Consider the following 20,205-nt stretch of genomic DNA (forward strand, 5'->3'; position numbering starts at 1 on the left):
ACTTTTATTTGAAATAAGAGGTAATCACTAATATAGAATAATTAGGGGTTTTGAGAAAAAGGAGATAGGTATGGAAAACGTTCTACCAACCATAGAAGGTATGGTCAATTCGGTCAATGACTTTCTCTGGGGCTATATTTTAATGTACGCCTTAGTGGGCATTGGCATTTTCTTTACAATTTATTTAGGCGCACCACAGTTCATACGCTTTGGTCCTGCTTGTAGACAAGTATTTGGTCGCCTCTACAAAGGCGCTAAGCCTCCAGGAAGTGATGGTGAAAATTCCATTTCCTCCTTCCAGGCATTAGCTGTTGCCATTTCTGCTCAAGTAGGCACTGGCAATGTGGCTGGCGTAGCCACTGCCATTGTAGCAGGCGGTCCTGGCGCTATCTTCTGGATGTGGGTCAGTGCCATGTTTGGTATGGCTACTATCTTCTCTGAAGCTATTTTAGCTCAGCACTATCGCGAGGATGTAAAGGGACAATTCGTCGGAGGTCCTGCCTTTTATATTTCTAAAGGCTTAAAACATATTCTCGGACCTCATACAGCTAACTTTTTAGCTTACTTTTTCTCCATCGCCATCATTGTCGCTTTGGGCTTCATTGGTTGCATGGTACAATCCAATTCCATTGCCTCATCCATTAATAGTGCCTTTGGATTCAATCCTCTATACATTGGCATTCTTATTGCCATCGTAGCAGGCTTAATTTTTATCGGTGGCATTCAACGCATTGCTTTATTTGCTCAGCTAGTAGTGCCATTTATGGCAGTCCTCTACATTGCCTGTGCGATTATTATATTATTTGAATTCTCCGATCAAATTTTGCCAACGATTCAATATATTTTCCAAGGTGCCTTTAATCCTGAAGCCATCGGTGGTGGCGTTCTAGGCGTGAGCATGAAAGAGGCCATCCGCTACGGCGTAGCTCGCGGTTTATTCTCCAATGAAGCTGGTATGGGCTCAACGCCTCATGCGCATGCTACAGCCTTAGTATTGCACCCTGTATTACAAGGTTTCGTTGCTTTTATTGGGGTCTTCTTCGACACTGTTATTGTATGCTCTGCTACCGCCTTAATCATCCTCCTCACCAATAGCCATGAATTAGGTCTTTCTGGTGCCTTAGTAACACAGGAAGCCTTCTCTACTGCCTTTGGCTCTATTGGACCAGCCATTATCGCGCTTTGCCTAACATTCTTTGCATTTACAACTGTAATAGGCTGGTATTATTTTGGCGAATCTAATATACGCTTTTTATTTAAACAAAAAAGCGCTGCAATTCCCGTATATCGTATCTTAGTCTTATTATTTATAGTGTTAGGCGCTACAGGTAAAGTAGACCTCGTTTGGAATCTGAGCGATATGTTTAACGGCATCATGGTCATTCCCAATTTAATCGCCTTAATCTTATTGCGCAAGGAAATCAAAAGCATTTTAAAACATTATGATGAAAGTCGCCAAGATGGTCCGCCGTCTTATGAATACCCAGAGCTAAATAAATAAAAATAGCGCCTTGTGAAATGCTCACAAGGCGCTTGTTTACTATTATCTCTTTTTACTTCTTTAATTGACCGCTAAGCCAGTACATGGTAATAATACGAGAACCTATCATTCTAAAGGTTCACCATATAACCGCTTCATACCAGCATAAGTAACTAACCAAGTGCCACCACTTTTTCTACATTCCTCATCAGTAAAACGTGGCGGTAGCCCTTTCTGTCCCAAGCAATTCTGTTGAACAACTGCTTGCACTTTCCCCCATCGCTGTGCAGCTTCTTTTGTAGTCATTACTTCATCAATTACCTTCATGCTTTCTTCCTTTGTATAGATTATAGCCTGCCATCCCTAAAAACATTATAGTGATAATTTGTATAATTAACGTTACATATTCCATAGTTAAACTACCTTCTCCCCTCGTTTATATGCTTCACGGGCTTGATTCAATGACATTTTATTGGCACCACCAGCATACGTAGGATATTTAAACTGAAGAGGGTCATCTTCCCACCAGCAAATAGTACAAATTTCATATTCACGTAACTCTTCTAGTGTTTTATTTCCACAAACAGGACATTCATATAGCTCCTTCATTTTAATAGCCCCTTCTATCTTCTTATAATAAATAAACCTATTCTAAAGGTTGAATATTGTAGAGTACCTATAATTGTATTATATCACTTTCACCAGTAGCAGCAATAGCACTGTTTGCATTGCCAATTTCATAGCGTATTTTAAGGATTACTAGAAAAAGTGTTTTAAAAAAGTAGTCAAAAAGTAGTCAAACCACTCAAGACTAAATGTTGTCAACATAAAAAAAGCGCCTTGTGAAATGCTCACAAGGCGCGTATTTACTGAATGGTGCGGTTGATGGGACTTGAACCCATACGAGCGTACGCTCACCACCCCCTCAAGATGGCGTGTCTGCCATTCCACCACAACCGCTTGTAGTTTGTAATTACTGGTGCCTCAGGGCAGAATCGAACTGCCGACACAAGGATTTTCAGTCCTTTGCTCTACCGACTGAGCTACCGGGGCAAACGTGGCGACCCCGATCAGATTTGAACTGACGATCTTCGCCGTGACAGGGCGACATGTTAACCGCTACACCACGGGGCCGTTTACGTTACTTTGTTATTATATGGTTTTAGCAGTTAATTGTCAAGCACTATTTTTTGAAATTTTATAAAGTATTTTAAATACTTATTCAAAAGGCTTAATTCATTACTACAGCCAATAATAACAACTAGTTGCCTATCTGACTATCTTCTCAGTGATTACTAAGTACTGTCATCTGACAACTAGTTTATTATAATGTATATTTTATTTTTTTACAAGCCCTTTTTTACAAATTTTTTAAATTATTTTTACACATAGTTTTAGAGGCGCTTACTCCCCCTATAAATCAAGAAAATTACAGCGTCATTAACTTAAAAAGCATTATCTATAAAGCATTATCAATGCAGCCTTAAAAACATTTTAATACACTATATGTCTTGTAAAAAATGATTATACAATATCTCGTCCCTTACAGTACTATCTTCTGCATGTCCAGGATGGATAATAAGGTTAGGATTAAAGGTTTTAAAACGAGTTAAACTATTCTGCAATATCTGTGCCGCTCCATTAAAGTTATTAGTAGCTCCTACGGAGTTCTTTAATACTGTATCGCCTGTAAAGAGATGACCATTCCATTCATACATGACGCTACCTGCACTATGACCGGGCATTTCATATACTTGAATAGTAAAAGGATCAATCGTAAGCACCCCTTCTGTAATAGGGATAAAGGGCGAATTACAAAGATTTTTATAAGCTGAAGGCATGCGCCTTTTAGTATAAAGTAATTCTCGGTCCCCTTCATGCATATACACTGGCACATCAAATTGAGCTTTTACACCGTCAACAGCACAAATATGGTCACAGTGACCATGAGTAAGTAAGATAGCCTGCAAAGTACAGTCACCAATCATTTCAATGACTTGCTGAGGATGGAATCCTGGGTCGATAACTAATGCTTGGCCCTTATCTTTTATAACATAGCAATTGGTACGATATAATCCTAAGGGCTTTTTAAGTATTTCCACTTGGGGAGATATTTGAATACATTCCATGTATAATACCTCCTTTAAAAACGTCGATGAGCTCTCACTGGCTCCCAAATTTTATAAGATTTTTTACGACGTTTTACAAAATACCCTTGCCAAAAATCTGGATGGAGTAAAACGAGTAAAGTAAATAGCTCTAAACGGCCTAATAACATATCAATGAGGCAAACAACTTTCGCAAAAGGATGCAGAACAGCAAAAGAGCCAGAAGGTCCTAAGGTACCAAAGCCTAAGCCAACATTGCCTAGAATCCCCGCCACACATTGAATGGATTCCCCAAATGGAAGACCTGTTGCTGATATGCACACCGCACTAATGGCAAAAATAGTTAAATATAGGAAGAAAAATTCTTGTGCTAACTGCACCCACTTATTTGGCATAGGTTTCTGATTAATAGTAATAGATTGAACTAAATCAGGATGAATGGCCTTGCGCAAGTAAATTAAACTACTCTTAATTAAAATGATAATACGAATAATTTTAATACCACCAGTCGTAGATCCACTACAGCCACCAAAGAAGGTAGCCGTAAAGAGCACCATTTGACCTAAAGGCGGCCATTGGTCATAATTCCCTAGAGACAAACCTGAGCCAGTCTGCATAGACACGAGCATGAATGAACCTGCATTGAGGGATTCCCATACAGTTAAATCACTTTGTAAACACAATGATAAAACCACCAGACAAGCCCCTATGGCTAGAATAAAAATATACATGCGATACTCAAAATCTTGCCACACGGATTGTATACCTTGCTGAAATACATTGTAATACACCGTGAAATTACCGCCGGCTAAAATCATAAAGGTCACTAAAATAAAGCGAATATAGCCATTATTAGCATAAATATCTGCTATCCCTGTATTCGGTGTATAGCCTCCGGTGGCAATGATGGAAAATGTCATATTTACAGCATCAAATAATGACATGCCTGCTAATAATAAAGCAATAAAGCATACAGCAGAAAATAACAAATAAATTTTCCATAATTTTAAAGCCACTGATCGTATGCGTGGCATAACTACACCAGGGCGTGGCACAGATGCTTCGGCATTAAATAGATGCGCTGAATCAGCACCAAGATTTTTTAAGAATGCCAATACTAATACGATAATCCCCATACCGCCAAGCCAGTTAGTAAGACTTCGCCACAAGACAAAAGATTGTGGAATCGTATCAATATCAGGTATTACACTGGCTCCTGTAGCCGTAATGCCGGAAACAGACTCAAATAAGGCATCTATAAAATTAGGCAATATGCCACCGAAGTAAAATGGTAAGGCCGCAAAGATAGATACAAATATCCAGGTGGATCCTACAGTTAAAAAACCATCGCGTAAACTGTAGCTAGTACTATTTTCACCAAAATAAAATAAAAGGCCCCCTGCTGCTGCGGCTATGATTGTACTAAATAGAAAAGAGAAAAATACTTCTTCAAAAATAACACCATATATAAAAGGCAGTAACATGGTTAAGGATACAACTAACATAAGTTGTCCTACAAGTCGCATAACAATTTGAATTCTCATGTTTCACCTCTTATCTCGGTGGCTGCAAATACGTAAGCAGTTTGTTGACATGATTAGGTAAAGTAAAGAAGACGATATGATCATCTGCTTCCAAGATAGTATTACCAGTTGGTACTATAGTACTACCATTGCGAACGATGGCACCTACTAAAGCTTTACCAGGTAATCGCAAGTCTTTTAAGGCACAGTTGGCAATCGGCGATAATTCAGTGAGTTTCACTTCCACCGCTTCAGCTTTAGAACCCTCAAAGGTGGAAATACTCACTACATCTTCCCCTTTGCGTACCATTCTAAGGATTTCACCCGAAGTTAACAGCCGTGGAGAGAATACAATGTCAATACCTACTTGCTCCATCAACACGATATACTCTGGTCGTCCTACTCGTACAATGGTTTTAGGAACGCCTAAATGCTTAGCCAATAAAGCGACCAGTAAGTTCAGCTTATCATCATCGGTTAAGCAAATAATGGCATCACTATCAGCGATTTCTTCCGCCTCTAAGAGCTCCATATTCGTGCCATCACCATTGATAACCATAGTGTCATTTACTAAAGTAGCTAAATATTCACAGCGCTTCAAGTCTTTTTCAATCACTTTTACGATGAAACCAGCTCGCTCTAAAAGAACTGCTAGATTACACCCAATTAGACCAGCACCGACTAGTACTACACGCTTAGTTTGCAGACCTAAGTTTTCTTCGTGAAATTCTTCAGCAATCTGCGCCATACTCTCTTTAGCACCTAAAATAAATACTTTATCATATGGAAGCAGTCGACTTTCCCCATGAGGAATAATCATTTCACCATTACGTAAAATCCCTACGACTAAAACAGAAGCAGGAAAACGAATATCGCGCAAACGCTTATTGGCATATTCTATATCTTCTGACATTTTAAATTCCATGAGACGCACTGCCCCGCTAGCAAAATCCTCTACATCGAGGGCTGCCGGCGTTTGCAGTACTTGTACTAATTCTTGTGCCGTTACGAGTTCAGGATTGATGAATAAATCAACACCTAATTGTTCCTGTAATACTTTATTGTCATCTTGTAAGTATTCATTGTCTCGAACACGGGCAATCGTCCTAGGTATGCCACCTATCTTAGCAACGGAGCAGGCTAGCATATTGACTTCATCAGAGTCGGTCACTGCAATTAGCATGCCTACATCGTCCATGCCAATTTCTCTTAATAGTTTTAAACTACTCCCATTGCCTTGCACTAAACTTACGTCTAAACTATTCTCCATTTTTCGAATCCGCTCAGCGGATTTTTCAATTATATATACATCATGTTCGTCCTGAACAAGTCGTTGCGCTACTGAATAGCCTACTTTGCCAGCACCAACAACAATAATCTTCATGATAGAATTCACACTCCAAAAATCAAGCTATACTACAACTTCTCTGCAATTACTTTGATTCTTCTTGCGGAGCACTGTCCTTTCCTTTTTCTGTCAAAAGAGTCCATCCATCTTCTTGGACTACTTTGCCTTCCTTCATTAAATGACCTACAGCGCGTTTAAACGCAGCTTTACTAAAACCAAATTTATCTTTGATAATTTCAGACGCTGTTTTATCGCTATATGGCATGCGACCATTGCGCTGTAATAAGTAATTCATCAATACATCGCCATCCTCTGTGATAGCCGTCTCTTTAACGGGACGCATAGATACATTAATACGACCATCATCCCGCTTATAGGTAACACGTGCTTTCACTATGCTCCCCACTTTAAGAGACTCAGTCATTTCACTGCGATGTAAAAATGCAATCCATCGTTCTGGCGTAATAAAAAAGGCTCCGTCAGCAGTCATATTATAAATAGCGCCACGTACCATTTGTCCTACTTTAGCCTCGGTTGCTGGCTTAGCAGCTCGGCGCATAGCGTCGTCAACATCCATAGATACCGCTAAACGACCTGATTTATCAGAATATAAGCGCACCCACACCTTTTCACCCAATTGAGGGCGACCACGCATCTCTGCTAAAGGCATAAAGATACCACGCTCTGTACCCACTTCAACGAAGCAACCAAATTTAGTCGTATTCACTACTTCTACATAGCCAATCTGACCTTCTTTGATAGCTGGTAATCGCATACTAGCCGTAAGTCGCCCTTTAGGATCTTTATATAAGAATACATACACTTCATCGCCAATTTTCACTGGCTCTGTTTGTTGTTCTTTGTGAAGCAAAATATCATCGTTAGTATTGCCCGTTCCACCGTCTAAAAATGACCCTTGATCACTTTGACGCAGTACTTTTAAGGTGGCTAGCGTATTTTCTAATAGTTCTGTTGCCATATTATTTCCCTACAAATTCTACACGCGGTGCATCATTCCACAATTGTTCTAAACCGTAGAATTGACGTGTTTCATTACCACCAAAGACATGGCAAATAATATCACCAAAATCTAATAGAATCCATTCCCCTTCATTGTAACCTTCACGATGAAGCATAGGTACTCCTAGTTCAGCGCCTTTGTCTTCAATTTCATCAGCAATACTTTGAGCTTGTTTTTTATTGGTGGCACTGATTAAAACAAAATAATCAGCAATGGAAGATAATGCTTCTAAATCTAGAATAGCAATATCCGTACCTTTTTTGTCATAACCAGCTTGCCCTAAAGTAAGTGTTAATTCTTTAATATCTAATTTCTCTTTCATTACAACTCCTCATTCTTACCTTAATTATAAAAATTTACAAATAATAAATGGATCCATTTATAAACACATATGGGTATTTAAATTTAACCCTCTTTTGCAGGTTCAGGTTCATCGCCTGGTGTCACAGTGCCATCACTCGGAATAGAACCCAAAGTAATGCCAACTAATTGCTGTGCCTCAGTAGGATCATAATTCCAATAAATTTGGCCCCCAATGTCTTCTTTCGTACCAGGTAAAATATAATAATGAATTTGGCTGCTATTCAAACCACCTAAATCCATGACGAGACGAACTGCATCGGACGTAGATATATTGCTTTCAAAAGAGCTCCACAATCGCCAAGTATTCCACATCTTAGTGACCGTAAAGGCATTTTCCTGTGAACTTAATAATTCTTTAATAAATCGTTCCTGTCTTTGTGTACGGCTAAAGGCATTTGTATCTTCATCCACAAAACGTACATATTGAAGTGCTTTATGAGCATCTAAATTTTGATAGCCACGAGCTAAATTAACATCAGCCTTATCAATAGTTGTATCCATATGCACCATATTGCGTTCCACGTACATATCTGGCGCTCCTAGGACATCTACCGACTTTTTAAATGCTGCTTCATCCACTACAACATAGTAAGGGATAATAATATGGAATAAATCCTCTACTACAGCCTTAGTTAATTCAATGCCACCAGAGGTGTAAATAGTATTTAACATGGATACGGATTTTTTATCACGACTATCAATTTTAGTATTCGAAGGGATGCCAATAACATCCACTATTTTTTGTGTCTTATTAACAGATACTAAAAAAGTCGCATCTCCTTGTGCTGGATTATTACTATCTTTACCTATAAGTAAAATATAAATAGGTTTATCCAAAGATTTTTGCTCTAAAGGAACAGTAGGCCCTTTAGGCTTATTGGGCTCTTCCGCAATTGGATCTGCCACAACTTGGTCTGTTGGCCTCGTTATATATTCATAGCCTTTCATAACGCCAAATACTAATCCACAAAGTAATAAGAGGAAAATAACAACGGCTAATATGACACGTCCCCAAAGAATTTTCCCTTTTTTCTGGCGTCTTTGCTTTGATTTTGCTTGTGTATGTTCTTCCATAATATAACCTACCTAGCCCTTACGTATTTGACGAAGTATATCATTGCGTCCCAAGAGTGTTTTAAAGTAAATTGGCACGCCTTGATTAATTAAATGAACTATGGTGGTATCATAACTTGCTAGCACCGCTTTATTTAGGTCCTCATATGCTAATTGACGCAAAGTTTCTACCTCTGGAAAATTGCGAGTTTCTTCAATATAATCAGCTAAAAATACGATTTTATCTAATAACTTCATCCCTACACGACCTGTTGTATGATATCGTATAGCATCGAGTATACTCACATCTTCTACACCATATACATTATGGCTTAAAATGGCTCCCACTAAGCCATGAAGTAAGGCTCCATTATTGAACATCTCAAGGTCCACATTAATATTTGCTTCTCTTACGATATGTTGCATGTCTACCAGATGCATTTCTTTACCACAATCGTGTAATAAACCTGCTAAATACGCCTTCGTAGGATTGGCATTATACACTGTAGCTAATGACTGAGCTGATTTGGCAACTCCTAAAGTATGAGCAAAGCGCTTAGGAGTTAAACGACTTTCTAATTGATCGATTAATTGTTCATACATGACAGTTCAAACTTCCTTACTTCTTATAAATATTGTGTTCTTTAATATATTTAACCACCGCTTGCGGTACCATATATCTAACAGATCGATTGGCTCTAAGACGCGCCCGTAAATCTGTAGCCGATAAATTCATAGCTGGTACCTGTAATCGATGAATTCGTTTCTTACCTAAATCTCCAAAATATTCAATAATGGCGTCTATTGCCTCTGATCCATCAGGGCGAATAGCACCAATAAAATGACATAATGGCAATAATTCTCTTATATATTTCCAGTTTGGCAAATCCTGAATCGTATCAGTACCTGCTATAAAATAATATTCTTTATCTTCACCATAAATCGTGTGAAAATGTTTTACTGTATCAATTGTATAGGATGGGCCATCCCGTCTAAATTCCACATCGGAAATAGTAAATCGTGGATTATCACTTACCGCTGCAGCTGTCATTTCATAGCGATATTTTGCTTCAATAACATCACTGTGCTTATGAGGCGGATGATAGGCTGGAACGAAAATAACTCGCTCTAATTGGTAAGCCTCCAAAGCTAATTCAGCAATCATTAAATGGCCTATATGTATAGGATTAAAGGTACCACCAAAAATTCCTAAGCGTCCTGATTCTGTCATATACTCACCATCAACCTAACTCCTGCCATAATAACTAAGGAAAGTAAAATCCATAACAATAAAGCCAGCCCAAAGGAACGCCATTCATAACGTCCCTTTGGAGATTTCATATACTGAATATAGAGCTTAGCATATGTAAGCCATTTCATCATTTCCGAACTTGACCTTCCCCATATACTAAATATTTGTAAGAGGTTAAGGCCGGTAAGCCCATAGGACCACGAGCATGCAGTTTTTGTGTACTAATGCCAATCTCAGCGCCAAAACCAAATTCAAAACCATCGGTAAATCGTGTAGATGCATTACGATACACCGTTGAAGCATCAACACCTTGCATAAAAGTATTCGCTGCAACCTCATCTTCTGTAATAATAGCTTCTGAGTGCTTAGTTCCATATGTATTAATATGCTCAATAGCAGCTTCAATAGATGGAACTACTTTAACATTCATAACATAGTCATTATATTCTGTACTCCATGCACTGTCAGAAGCTTCTTCTAAGCCCTCGATAATTGAACGACTTTGAGCATCACCCATAAGGCTCACATGATGCTCTTTTAAAGCAGCTACAATTTGGGGTAAATATTGAGCTGCTACAGATTCATGAATAAGCAAGGTCTCTGCCGCATTACATACGGAAGGACGTTGTACTTTAGCATTAATAATAATAGGAATAAGCTTTTTTTCATCGCAGTTTTTATCCACATAAATATGAACTACACCACTGCCTGTTTCAATAACAGGAATGCGGCTTTCTTCTACAATGCGCTTAATAAGTCCAGCACCACCACGTGGAATTACTACATCAATGTATTGACGCTGGCGCAATAAATCTGACACAGCTTGACGATCCAATATTTCAACTAATTGGACCGAATCAGTAGGAAGTCCTACTGATTCTACTGCTTGGCGAATTAATGCGACCAAACATTGATTTGAGTGAAAGGCCTCTTTACCACCACGCAAGATAACTGCGTTACCAGACTTTAAACAAAGGGCTGCCGCATCGACTGTCACATTAGGACGCGCTTCATAGAGCATAGCAATAACGCCGATTGGAACAGATACCTTTTTAATAAGTAATCCATTAGGTCGAGTTGTTTCGTCTAATACAATCCCTACAGGATCTTCTAATTCCACTACTTCTGCCACGCCCTTCGCCATTTGAAGTATGCGTTCTTTCGTTAGCTTTAAGCGATCTAGCATAATGCTTGGCAAATTATATTGGTCGGTTAATGCCATATCTTTTTCATTGGCAGCTAAAATTTCATCAATATTATCGGTTAATATGCGAGCAATGGCTTGTAAGGCTTCATTCTTTTTATCCTTAGACGCGCTTTGTAATACATAGGCTGCTTGTCTAGCTTTTTGCCCCATACCATGAAATACTTCTTCATATGTACTCATAGGGTTTCCTCCTGTAGAAGGCTTATTTTAAAATAACTAAATTATCGCGATGAATCACTTCATAATGGGCCGTTGATATTTGTAAAATATCTGCAATATCAGTAGAGTTATGACCTTTAATTCGCTCTAAATCAGCAGAAGAATAATTGACAATACCACGAGCAATTTCTTTATTTTCAAAATAAATGCTAATGGTTTCGCCTTCATCGAATTCACCACTTACTTCTTTAACGCCTACAGCTAATAGGCTTGAACCATTAGTTAAAATGGCTTTAGCACAACCCGCATCGACTGTTACATAGCCTTTTAGACGGGAGCCAAAAGCCATCCAACGCTTGCGCATATGAGGTACTGTATGAGTTGCTACAAATAGAGTGCCTCGTAACTCACCACTCAATACGGAACGAATGGAATCGCTGTGTTCACCGCTGGCAATAATCATATTAACACCGGAATTAACAGCAATATGAGCCGCTTCAATTTTAGTATACATGCCACCAGTACCACGACTTGAGCCAGCACCACCGGAAATATCATAAATATGCGGTGTAATTTCAGGCACTGTAGTAATTAATGTGGCCGTAGGATCAGTTTGAGGATTAGCTGTGTAAAGGCCTTCAATATCAGATAAAATTAAAAGAACATCGGCTTCTACAATACTTGCTACAGTGGCGGATAAAGTATCATTATCGCCAATTTTAACTTCGTCAATAGCAACTACGTCATTTTCATTAATAATAGGAATAACTCGTAAATCTAATAAAGAAAATAATGTGTTTCGTAGATTTACATAGCGAGAACGATTGGTACTATCTTCTTTGGTGAGCAAAATTTGCCCTACTGTGTGACCATATTCGCGGAACATTTTTTCATACATGTGAAGTAAAATTCCTTGTCCTACAGCAGCTGCTGCCTGTTTAGTGGCAATATCTTTTGGCTTTTCTTTTAAGCCTAAAGGAGCTAAGCCAGCACCTACAGCACCTGATGATACTAAAATCATTTCCTTGCCTTGATTCATTAAATCAGCCATCTGCTTAACGATTAATTCGATGCGATTTAAATTTAATCGCCCATTGGCATAGGTTAATGTACTAGTCCCTACTTTAACAACAATTCTCTTAGCATCTGCGATACGAGCGCGTAACTCTGTTTCGCTAAACACTTGCCCCTCTATAGTTATACTCTTATGATTCATTACATCTTTTACTGTTTCCATAAGCTCTCTCCTTAAGGAATGTACTATAGCCACTCGCCAAATGATTGCTTCTCTTTATGGCAAAATAATCTTAGGCTCTTTTTTTGCCTTGTATAAAACTCCATTATGGCCAATAATTTGAACTAATTCAGCACCTAGCATAGATGCTAAGTCTTCAAAAGTTTCCGTAATATCTACTGGTGAATTGTTAAGAACTTTTACCTTAATCAATTCGCGCGCTGTAATTGCTGCACGTGCACTGTCAATTACAGAGTTTTCTAAACCGCCCTTCCCAATCATAACAACTGGTGCCATAGTGGCAGCTAAAGAACGTAAGTAACGTTTTTGTTTTCCTGTCATGTTATCTCCCCATCTAAGTGTATGGTGCAAAATATGAACTACAATACTAGTGACTCTATTATAAATCGTGGAATACGAAGCGTTGATCGCCGATAACTACTTCATCGCCATCTTTACAACCGCGCTCCTTCAATTTATTATCTAGGTCCATATATTTCCAAATTTTTTGGAAACGGCGAAGTGCTTGCTCATCTTCAAGATTTGTCATAGCCACTAGTTTTTCAATGCGACTACCTGTAATAATAAAGGACGCATCATCACCACGTGTAATGACAAAGTCTGTATCAGGTTTAGCAATATATTCTACCGCTTCGTCCTTAGCCTCAGGTTCAGGCACAAAGTTTTCTACATAATACCAAGCGCGATGTACTAGTTCATTGAGACCTTCCCCAGTTAAAGCATTCACTGGGAATACTTCATACTCCTGGTCAGTAAAATACTTACTTACTTTTTCAATAGTGGCTGGGTCTTCAACTAAATCTATTTTATTAAGAGCAATCACTTGAGGTTTCTTACTCAATTTTTCACTGTACTTTTCTAATTCTGCATTAATTTTATGGAAGTCTTCAATAGGATCACGACCTTCCATGCCAGACACGTCGAGTACATGAATTAGTATATTGCTGCGTTCTACATGGCGAAGGAAGGAGTGACCAAGACCTACGCCTTCACTAGCACCTTCAATAAGACCTGGAATATCCGCCATAACAAAGCTATGACCTTCGCCTACAGATACTACCCCTAATACCGGTGTCAAGGTAGTAAAGTGGTAGGCTGCTACTTCTGGTTTAGCAGACGATACTTTGCGGATAATACTAGATTTACCTACACTTGGATAGCCTAAGAGGCCCACATCAGCTAAAACTTTTAATTCTAATTGAAGCCAACGCTCTTCCCCTGGCTCACCTTTTTCAGCAAATGTAGGTGCCCGATTAGCACTGCTGTGGAAGTGCGCATTACCACGGCCACCACGACCACCTTTGGCAACTACATAGGTCTGACCATCTTCGATGAGGTCGGCCATAATTTTGCCGCTTTCTTCATCTTTCACCGTCGTACCTAAAGGGACAGGAATAATCATATTATCTGCACCACGGCCATATTTATTACTACTTTGACCGCCTTCACCAGCTGGTGCTTTAAATTGTCTTTTATATCTAAAATCAACTAGAGTATTGATATTTCTATCTGCTTTTAAAATGATGTCTGCTCCTTTACCGCCGTCGCCACCGTTGGGGCCGCCATTGGGAACATATTTTTCACGTCTAAAGCTACTCATTCCGTTGCCGCCGTCACCGGCTTTTACAAAAATCCTTGCTCGATCGATAAACATAGTTTTCATCCTTTACTGATAGCAATAGGGGCGGTAACTAAAATAGATTACCGCCTCAACCTTATTTTGACTGTAAAATTTCTATTGCTTTAGTCAATTGCACATCATTCTGCGCCTTAATGTCTGCATCTGTAATGTCAATTTCTACATCTGGTTTTATGCCAATGCCATCAATCACTCGACCATTTGGCGTGTGATATTTAGCAATAGTAATTTTAATACCTTCATCATTTAATATATTTAGAACTGATTGTACCGTTCCTTTACCATAACTATTAGTACCTACTATAGTGCCAACATTTTCATCCTGCACGGCGCCAGCTATAATTTCTGAAGCGCTAGCAGAGCCTTTATTAATCAACACTACTAAAGGTAAATCATGGCCCAATCCTTCTGAATCATATGACTCTACATGACCAGAACGATCTTGGATTGTAACGATAGGTCCTTTAGGTAGTAAATAGCTGCCAATTTCTTCGGCAGTAGTTACTAGACCACCAGGATTATCGCGCAAATCAAGAACTAATTTTTTCATACCTTGTTTGCTAAGATCTTCATATATTTTAGCAAAATCAGCCCCTGAATTTTCTGCAAATTGACTAATTCGAATATAGCCAATAGAGTCATTTAGCATCTTTCCTTTTACAGTAGGAAGTGTAATTTGTTCGCGAGTTAATGTATAGTCTTTTACTTCATTATCTCGCAAAATGCTAAGTACAACTTGTGTGCCTGCTTCACCGCGAATTCGTTTTGACGCCTCTTCTATTGTAATACTGCTCACATCCACACCATCGATGGATACAATCATATCACCGGAGCGAATACCGGCTTTAGCTGCTGGCTGGTCTTCAATAGCCGTAGCTACTTCAAGACCTGTTTTGCCAGACCCTAAGACGATACCTACACCACTATATGTCCCACTGGTATGCTCTTTTAAGCTATCCATAGACTGCTGGTCTAAATATTGGCTATGAGGATCCCCTAGGGATTCTACCATACCATTTAATACGCCATTAAAAAGCGACTCTTTAGCAACAGGGTCCATGAAAAAATGTGAACTTACATAATAGGTGGCAAAGAAACGATAGGCAGCAGTTGGTGAGCCACCTAAATACCAAAATGCAAGCCACATACATATGAAGCCTGAAATAGTAAATTTAAGGGCAAATTGCACAACCTGTCTAAACTTAGACCAACTGGAGTTAGTATTTGAATCTCTCATTTTATAAATACCCTAATGGATTTACTGGATCACCATTAACACGAACTTCAAAGTGAACATGTGGACCCGTAGAATTACCGGTACTGCCAGCATAGGCGATAACAGAACCTTTAGAAACGGTTTGGCCTTCTGATACAGCTAAATCTGAATTGTGACCGTAAAGCGTAGATATACCATTGCCATGATCTACAACTACAGCATAGCCATACCCATCCATCCAACCAGAGTAAGCAACTACGCCACTATCGGCAGAATGTACTGGAGTGCCTTCATCAACACCTATATCAATACCGGAGTGTAAAATTTGGCGACCAAAGATTGGATGTGTACGCCAACCAAAGTCAGATGTAATAACGCCATTAACAGGCCAAGATAATTGCCCCGTACCTTGTACATAGCCTACATCACTATAGCCACCGCCACTACTTTGAGCGGCTGCCGCTGCCGCAGCGGCACGTTCAGCTTGACGCTGTTGTAACATAGCGCGGATTGCATTAGAAGACTCTTGTAAGCTTTGTTCTAATTGTTCTGCCGTCGCTTTATCACTTTGTGCTTTATTTAAAATAGCCGTTTGTTCATCTTTTTTCTTTTGAATAACAGCCTGAGCCTCTTTTGCTTTATTTTCAAGCTCTACTACTTTAGCTCGATCTTCTTCGAGAACAGCTTTGCGATTAGCAATTTCTTCTCGCTCCGTCTTGATGCTATTAATAAGCTTAATATCAGCATCAATAATACGTTTAAGCATTTCTACGCGATTGGCAAAATCACTAAAGTCCTTTGCCCCTACAATGACATCTAAATAACTTAAACGACCATTGATATAAATATCTCTTACACGCTTATTAAATACGCTTTCTCGTTTAGCAAGACGAGCTTGTGCTTCTTCCAAAAGTTTTTGATTTTTAGCAATTTCCTGTTCCACTGCTACGCGTTGATCTTGATAAGTTTTTAAATTATCAGTCGCTTGATCCAATTCAATTTGAATCTGATGCAATTGCTCAGACACATTAGTAATAGTTGCTTCAGCATTTGCTTTTTGCGCACTCGCATCATTCATTTGCTGTTGCACTGCATCTAATTGATTTGTTAAATCCTCATCTTCTGCACCCGTATAGGAAAAAGGAGTCGCAGCTAATACAGTAGTACTTAAAAGAACGGCCATTATGCGAAGTTTTAAATTATTCTTTGCCATAAACACCCTTCTCTTCTTATACTTTCATGTATTGTTTTAAGGAAATTGTAGAACCAATAGCGCCCACTAAAATACCAACACCAAATAAAATAGCTGTTAGGTCATAGAAAAATGGTACCATTGGAACTAATGGTAAAAAGGCTAAGGAATTTTCCACTTCTAATGTGATGAAATGGTAGAATTCCCAAACACAAGCAGCTGCAATGGCAGCGCCAATAAATCCTAATAACATGCCTTCAATTAAGAATGGCCAACGAATAAACCAGTTAGTGGCTCCCACATATTTCATAATGCCAATTTCTTTTCGTCTTGCAAATACAGTAAGGCGAATTGTATTGGAAATGATAAATAATGTAGCTCCTGCTAAGAACGCAATCAATGCAATACCGCCAATGCGAATGACTTGAGTGATTTTAAAAATCTGCTCAATCACATCTTGCCCATAGTGAGCGCTTTCCACTTCTGGGTAAGTAGTTACGAGTTTAGCCGCTTCTTTTACTTCCTCTGGATTTTCAAAGGTAATAACAAAGGAGGAAGGCAATGGATTGTTTCCATCTAAAGCAGCTACTAAGCCCTGCTGCTCCCCTAAGCGTTCTTTAAAGCGCTTCATGGCTTCATCTTTAGAGACAAACTCTAATTTTTTAACATTAGGCATATCTTTTAGCTTATTATGAACTGTATTGATTTGCGTTTGATTCAAACCATCTTTTAAATACACGCTAATTTCTACTTGGCTCTCTAAATTAGATGCCAAATTATTTAAGTTAACAACCCCACAAGTAAATACGCCTAAAATAAATAATGATAGGGCTACTGTAGAGATGGACGCTAAGGTCATAAGGCCATTGCGACTCATCGACTTTAACGCTTCTTTCACAAAGTAACGGAAGGTTCTAAGCTTCATTAAATTCGGCACCTCGCAATCTATCACTTATCACGCGACCTGCCTCTAATGCAATGACACGCTTATTTAAATACTTAACCATTTGCATATCATGAGTAACCATGACGATGGTCGTACCGGAATTATTAATGCGCTTAAAGAGCTCCACAATATCCTTACTTGTATTAGGGTCTAAGTTCCCTGTAGGTTCATCAGCAATTAATACTAATGGCTTATTAACTATGGCGCGTGCTATAGCTACACGCTGTTGTTCACCACCGCTTAAATCCTGAGGTAAATCATTCGCCTTGTGAGATAGGCCTACCAATTCTAATACATGATCTACCTTTTCTTTAATGCGTTTAGGTTTTTCTTCAATAACTTCTAAAGCAAAGGCAATATTTTCGAACACTGTCTTGCTTGGCAAAAGTCTAAAATCTTGGAAAACAATGCCCAAGCGACGGCGTAAATATGGAATTTTACGCTTTTTTAGACGCGTTACATTCATATCATTTACGATAACAGTTCCAGATTCTGGAACTACTTCGTGAGATAAAAGTTTGATAAAGGTGGATTTACCTGCACCACTAGGGCCACAAATAAGTACAAATTCACCCTTTTCAATATGTATAGTTACATCATCCAAAGCAATGGAACCATTGTCATACACTTTGTTGACGTGATTGAATTCTATCATGAATACTGTCCTTTACTATTTACGTTTTATAGCTGTTTGTGCTGCTTCTACAATATGTTCAGCTGTTAAACCATATTTAGCCATCAACTCTTTAGGTGTGCCGGATTCACCGAAGGTATCATTAGTACCTACGCGGATTACAGGCACTGGTTCATGCTCAGTTACTACTTCTGCTACAGCAGCACCAAGACCACCAATAATGTTGTGTTCTTCAGCTGTTACAATAGCACCTGTTTCAGTAGCTGCTTTTACAATAGCATCTACATCAATTGGTTTAATAGAAGCCATATTAATTACGCGGGCACTTACACCTTGTTCTTTTAATGCTTCTGCCGCTTCTACAGCAGGGCCAACTAAAGCGCCACAAGCAATGATAGTTACATCATTACCAGCTACAAGCTCAGTGGATTTGCCTGGTGTAAACGTGTAATTTTCTGGAGTTACATCAGCTACGCCAGCACGGCCAAGACGCACATAAACAGGACCTTCATACTCAGCAGCCCAAGCCACTACGGATTTAGTTTCTGCTTCGTCAGCTGGTACAACTACTGTAAGATTTGGAATGGCACGCATGCAAGCAAGATCTTCTAGGCTTTGATGAGTCGCCCCATCTTCACCTACTGTAATACCAGCATGAGTAGCACAAATTTTTACATTTAATTTTGCATAGCAAACAGCATTGCGCACTTGCTCAAAGGCACGACCAGTAGCAAACATGGAGAAAGAAGATACAAATGGAATTTTGCCTGCTGCCGCTAAACCGGCACCAACGCTAATTAAGTTTTGCTCTGCAATCCCTACATTGAAGAATCGTTCAGGAACTGCTTTTTTAAATGTATCTGTTTTAGTAGATTTAGATAAATCTGCATCTAATACTACAATATTTTTATTTTTTGCACCGATTTCAGCTAATGCTGCACCGTATGCTTCACGAGTTGCCTTACCCATCTTACACCTCCAAAAGTTCTGCTACAAATTTTTCACATTCTTCAGCACTTGGCGCCTTGCCATGCCAACCAGCTTGGCCTTCCATTTCTTTTACGCCCTTGCCTTTTACAGTGTGCATTACAACTACTGTAGGCTTATCAGTAGTTGATTTTGCTTCTTCAATGGCATTGTGTAATTCATCTAAGTCATGACCATTTACTTCAATTACATGCCAATTAAAAGCAGCAAATTTTTCACCAATTGGAAGTGGTGACATAACTTCAGTAATATCACCATCAATTTGTAAGCCATTATAATCTACAAATGCTGTTAAATTATTTAATTTATAGAAACCAGCAAACATAGCAGCTTCCCACACTTGACCTTCTTCCAATTCACCATCACCTAAAATGGAATATACGCGGAAGTCTTTTTCGTCAATTTTACCAGCTAATGCCATACCGCAAGCAGCACTAATGCCTTGGCCTAAAGAACCTGTTGACATATCAACACCTGGTGTATGTTTCATATCTGGATGACCTTGTAAAATATGATCAATTTTTCTCAAATGCTCTAATTCACTTTTATCAAAGAATCCTTTTTCTGCCAAAGTAGAATATAAAGCTGGTGCTGCATGACCTTTAGATAATACAAAGCGGTCACGATCAGCCCACTTAGGATTTGCAGGATCTACCTTCATCTCTACAAAATATAGTAAAGACATAATATCGGCAATAGACAAGGAGCCACCTGGATGGCCAGATTTAGCAGCTGTTACTGCTTTTAAAATACTAACACGAATCTCTGTCGCCTTCTTCTGAACCATTGTTTTCTGTTCAGCACTTAACTTTGTCATAAAGA

General features: G+C 39.0%; 22 protein-coding genes and 3 tRNA genes. 1 reads left to right on the top strand and 24 read right to left on the bottom strand.

Annotated elements, in window-relative coordinates; all coding sequences use genetic code 11:
• Nucleotides 1–70: 70 nt before the first annotated feature.
• Nucleotides 71–1,501, top strand: coding sequence for a sodium:alanine symporter family protein (locus QZR90_RS03645; protein WP_295788902.1), 1,431 nt, complete (start codon nucleotides 71–73; stop codon nucleotides 1,499–1,501).
• 105 nt (nucleotides 1,502–1,606) lie between these two features.
• Here QZR90_RS03645 and QZR90_RS03650 read toward each other — a convergent pair whose 3' ends face one another.
• The 24 genes from QZR90_RS03650 to QZR90_RS03765 form a co-directional block, all read right to left on the bottom strand.
• Nucleotides 1,607–1,807, bottom strand: a complete 201-nt coding sequence (locus tag QZR90_RS03650; protein ID WP_295788904.1) for a helix-turn-helix domain-containing protein — start codon at nucleotides 1,805–1,807, stop codon at nucleotides 1,607–1,609.
• 87 nt (nucleotides 1,808–1,894) lie between these two features.
• Nucleotides 1,895–2,089 (bottom strand): CPCC family cysteine-rich protein, encoded by a 195-nt coding sequence (locus tag QZR90_RS03655; RefSeq protein WP_295788907.1) that lies wholly within the window; start codon nucleotides 2,087–2,089, stop codon nucleotides 1,895–1,897.
• Nucleotides 2,090–2,354: 265 nt separating this feature from the next.
• A tRNA-Leu gene (locus QZR90_RS03660) sits at nucleotides 2,355–2,440 on the bottom strand.
• A gap of 17 nt (nucleotides 2,441–2,457) precedes the next feature.
• Nucleotides 2,458–2,533 (bottom strand) — tRNA-Phe (locus QZR90_RS03665).
• A gap of 5 nt (nucleotides 2,534–2,538) precedes the next feature.
• Nucleotides 2,539–2,614: transfer RNA gene (locus QZR90_RS03670), tRNA-Asp, on the bottom strand.
• A 368-nt stretch (nucleotides 2,615–2,982) separates the two neighbouring features.
• The gene (locus QZR90_RS03675) at nucleotides 2,983–3,609 is read right to left on the bottom strand and encodes an MBL fold metallo-hydrolase (RefSeq protein ID WP_295788908.1); all 627 of its coding nucleotides are present in this window, start codon (nucleotides 3,607–3,609) and stop codon (nucleotides 2,983–2,985) included.
• Nucleotides 3,610–3,623: 14 nt separating this feature from the next.
• Nucleotides 3,624–5,132 (bottom strand): TrkH family potassium uptake protein, encoded by a 1,509-nt coding sequence (locus QZR90_RS03680; RefSeq protein ID WP_295788910.1) that lies wholly within the window; start codon nucleotides 5,130–5,132, stop codon nucleotides 3,624–3,626.
• Nucleotides 5,133–5,142: 10 nt separating this feature from the next.
• Nucleotides 5,143–6,495 carry a Trk system potassium transporter TrkA gene (gene trkA, locus QZR90_RS03685; RefSeq protein WP_295788911.1) on the bottom strand — a complete coding sequence of 451 codons (1,353 nt, stop codon included), beginning with the start codon at nucleotides 6,493–6,495 and terminating at the stop codon, nucleotides 5,143–5,145.
• 49 nt (nucleotides 6,496–6,544) lie between these two features.
• Entirely contained in the window at nucleotides 6,545–7,438 is an 894-nt protein-coding gene (locus tag QZR90_RS03690) for a S1 RNA-binding domain-containing protein (RefSeq protein ID WP_295788914.1), read from the bottom strand.
• A gap of 1 nt (nucleotide 7,439) precedes the next feature.
• Nucleotides 7,440–7,802, bottom strand: a complete 363-nt coding sequence (gene rsfS, locus QZR90_RS03695) for a ribosome silencing factor (RefSeq protein ID WP_295788916.1) — start codon at nucleotides 7,800–7,802, stop codon at nucleotides 7,440–7,442.
• 83 nt (nucleotides 7,803–7,885) lie between these two features.
• Nucleotides 7,886–8,917, bottom strand: coding sequence for an LCP family protein (locus QZR90_RS03700; RefSeq protein ID WP_295788919.1), 1,032 nt, complete (start codon nucleotides 8,915–8,917; stop codon nucleotides 7,886–7,888).
• A 12-nt stretch (nucleotides 8,918–8,929) separates the two neighbouring features.
• Entirely contained in the window at nucleotides 8,930–9,499 is a 570-nt protein-coding gene (yqeK, locus tag QZR90_RS03705) for a bis(5'-nucleosyl)-tetraphosphatase (symmetrical) YqeK (protein WP_295788921.1), read from the bottom strand.
• Nucleotides 9,500–9,515: 16 nt separating this feature from the next.
• Complete coding sequence (gene nadD / locus QZR90_RS03710; protein WP_295788922.1) at nucleotides 9,516–10,127, bottom strand: nicotinate-nucleotide adenylyltransferase; 612 nt, start codon at nucleotides 10,125–10,127, stop codon at nucleotides 9,516–9,518.
• Nucleotides 10,124–10,279: a hypothetical protein gene (locus tag QZR90_RS03715; RefSeq protein WP_295788924.1), complete on the bottom strand. Its 156-nt coding sequence runs from the start codon at nucleotides 10,277–10,279 to the stop codon at nucleotides 10,124–10,126. Before QZR90_RS03715 ends, nadD begins: the two co-directional genes overlap by 4 nt.
• Nucleotides 10,276–11,535, bottom strand: a complete 1,260-nt coding sequence (locus tag QZR90_RS03720; protein WP_295788926.1) for a glutamate-5-semialdehyde dehydrogenase — start codon at nucleotides 11,533–11,535, stop codon at nucleotides 10,276–10,278. The genes QZR90_RS03715 and QZR90_RS03720 overlap by 4 nt, the downstream gene beginning before the upstream one ends.
• Nucleotides 11,536–11,557: 22 nt before the next feature.
• Nucleotides 11,558–12,730: a glutamate 5-kinase gene (gene proB / locus QZR90_RS03725; protein ID WP_295789101.1), complete on the bottom strand. Its 1,173-nt coding sequence runs from the start codon at nucleotides 12,728–12,730 to the stop codon at nucleotides 11,558–11,560.
• 75 nt (nucleotides 12,731–12,805) lie between these two features.
• Complete coding sequence (gene yhbY / locus QZR90_RS03730) at nucleotides 12,806–13,090, bottom strand: ribosome assembly RNA-binding protein YhbY (protein WP_295788928.1); 285 nt, start codon at nucleotides 13,088–13,090, stop codon at nucleotides 12,806–12,808.
• Between the two features lie 58 nt (nucleotides 13,091–13,148).
• On the bottom strand, nucleotides 13,149–14,423 hold the full coding sequence (obgE, locus tag QZR90_RS03735) for a GTPase ObgE (RefSeq protein ID WP_295788930.1): 1,275 nt from the start codon (nucleotides 14,421–14,423) through the stop codon (nucleotides 13,149–13,151).
• 61 nt (nucleotides 14,424–14,484) lie between these two features.
• Nucleotides 14,485–15,645 carry a S41 family peptidase gene (locus tag QZR90_RS03740; RefSeq protein WP_295788932.1) on the bottom strand — a complete coding sequence of 387 codons (1,161 nt, stop codon included), beginning with the start codon at nucleotides 15,643–15,645 and terminating at the stop codon, nucleotides 14,485–14,487.
• A 1-nt stretch (nucleotide 15,646) separates the two neighbouring features.
• On the bottom strand, nucleotides 15,647–16,837 hold the full coding sequence (locus QZR90_RS03745) for a murein hydrolase activator EnvC (RefSeq protein ID WP_295788934.1): 1,191 nt from the start codon (nucleotides 16,835–16,837) through the stop codon (nucleotides 15,647–15,649).
• Between the two features lie 16 nt (nucleotides 16,838–16,853).
• Complete coding sequence (gene ftsX, locus QZR90_RS03750; protein WP_295788936.1) at nucleotides 16,854–17,741, bottom strand: permease-like cell division protein FtsX; 888 nt, start codon at nucleotides 17,739–17,741, stop codon at nucleotides 16,854–16,856.
• Nucleotides 17,731–18,417: a cell division ATP-binding protein FtsE gene (ftsE, locus tag QZR90_RS03755; protein WP_295788938.1), complete on the bottom strand. Its 687-nt coding sequence runs from the start codon at nucleotides 18,415–18,417 to the stop codon at nucleotides 17,731–17,733. The genes ftsX and ftsE overlap by 11 nt, the downstream gene beginning before the upstream one ends.
• A gap of 15 nt (nucleotides 18,418–18,432) precedes the next feature.
• Nucleotides 18,433–19,365 (bottom strand): transketolase family protein, encoded by a 933-nt coding sequence (locus tag QZR90_RS03760; protein WP_295788940.1) that lies wholly within the window; start codon nucleotides 19,363–19,365, stop codon nucleotides 18,433–18,435.
• A gap of 1 nt (nucleotide 19,366) precedes the next feature.
• Nucleotides 19,367–20,200, bottom strand: a complete 834-nt coding sequence (locus QZR90_RS03765) for a transketolase (protein ID WP_295788942.1) — start codon at nucleotides 20,198–20,200, stop codon at nucleotides 19,367–19,369.
• Nucleotides 20,201–20,205 lie beyond the last annotated feature (5 nt).

Source organism: uncultured Veillonella sp. (assembly GCF_900545795.1).
GTDB lineage: Bacteria > Bacillota > Negativicutes > Veillonellales > Veillonellaceae > Veillonella_A.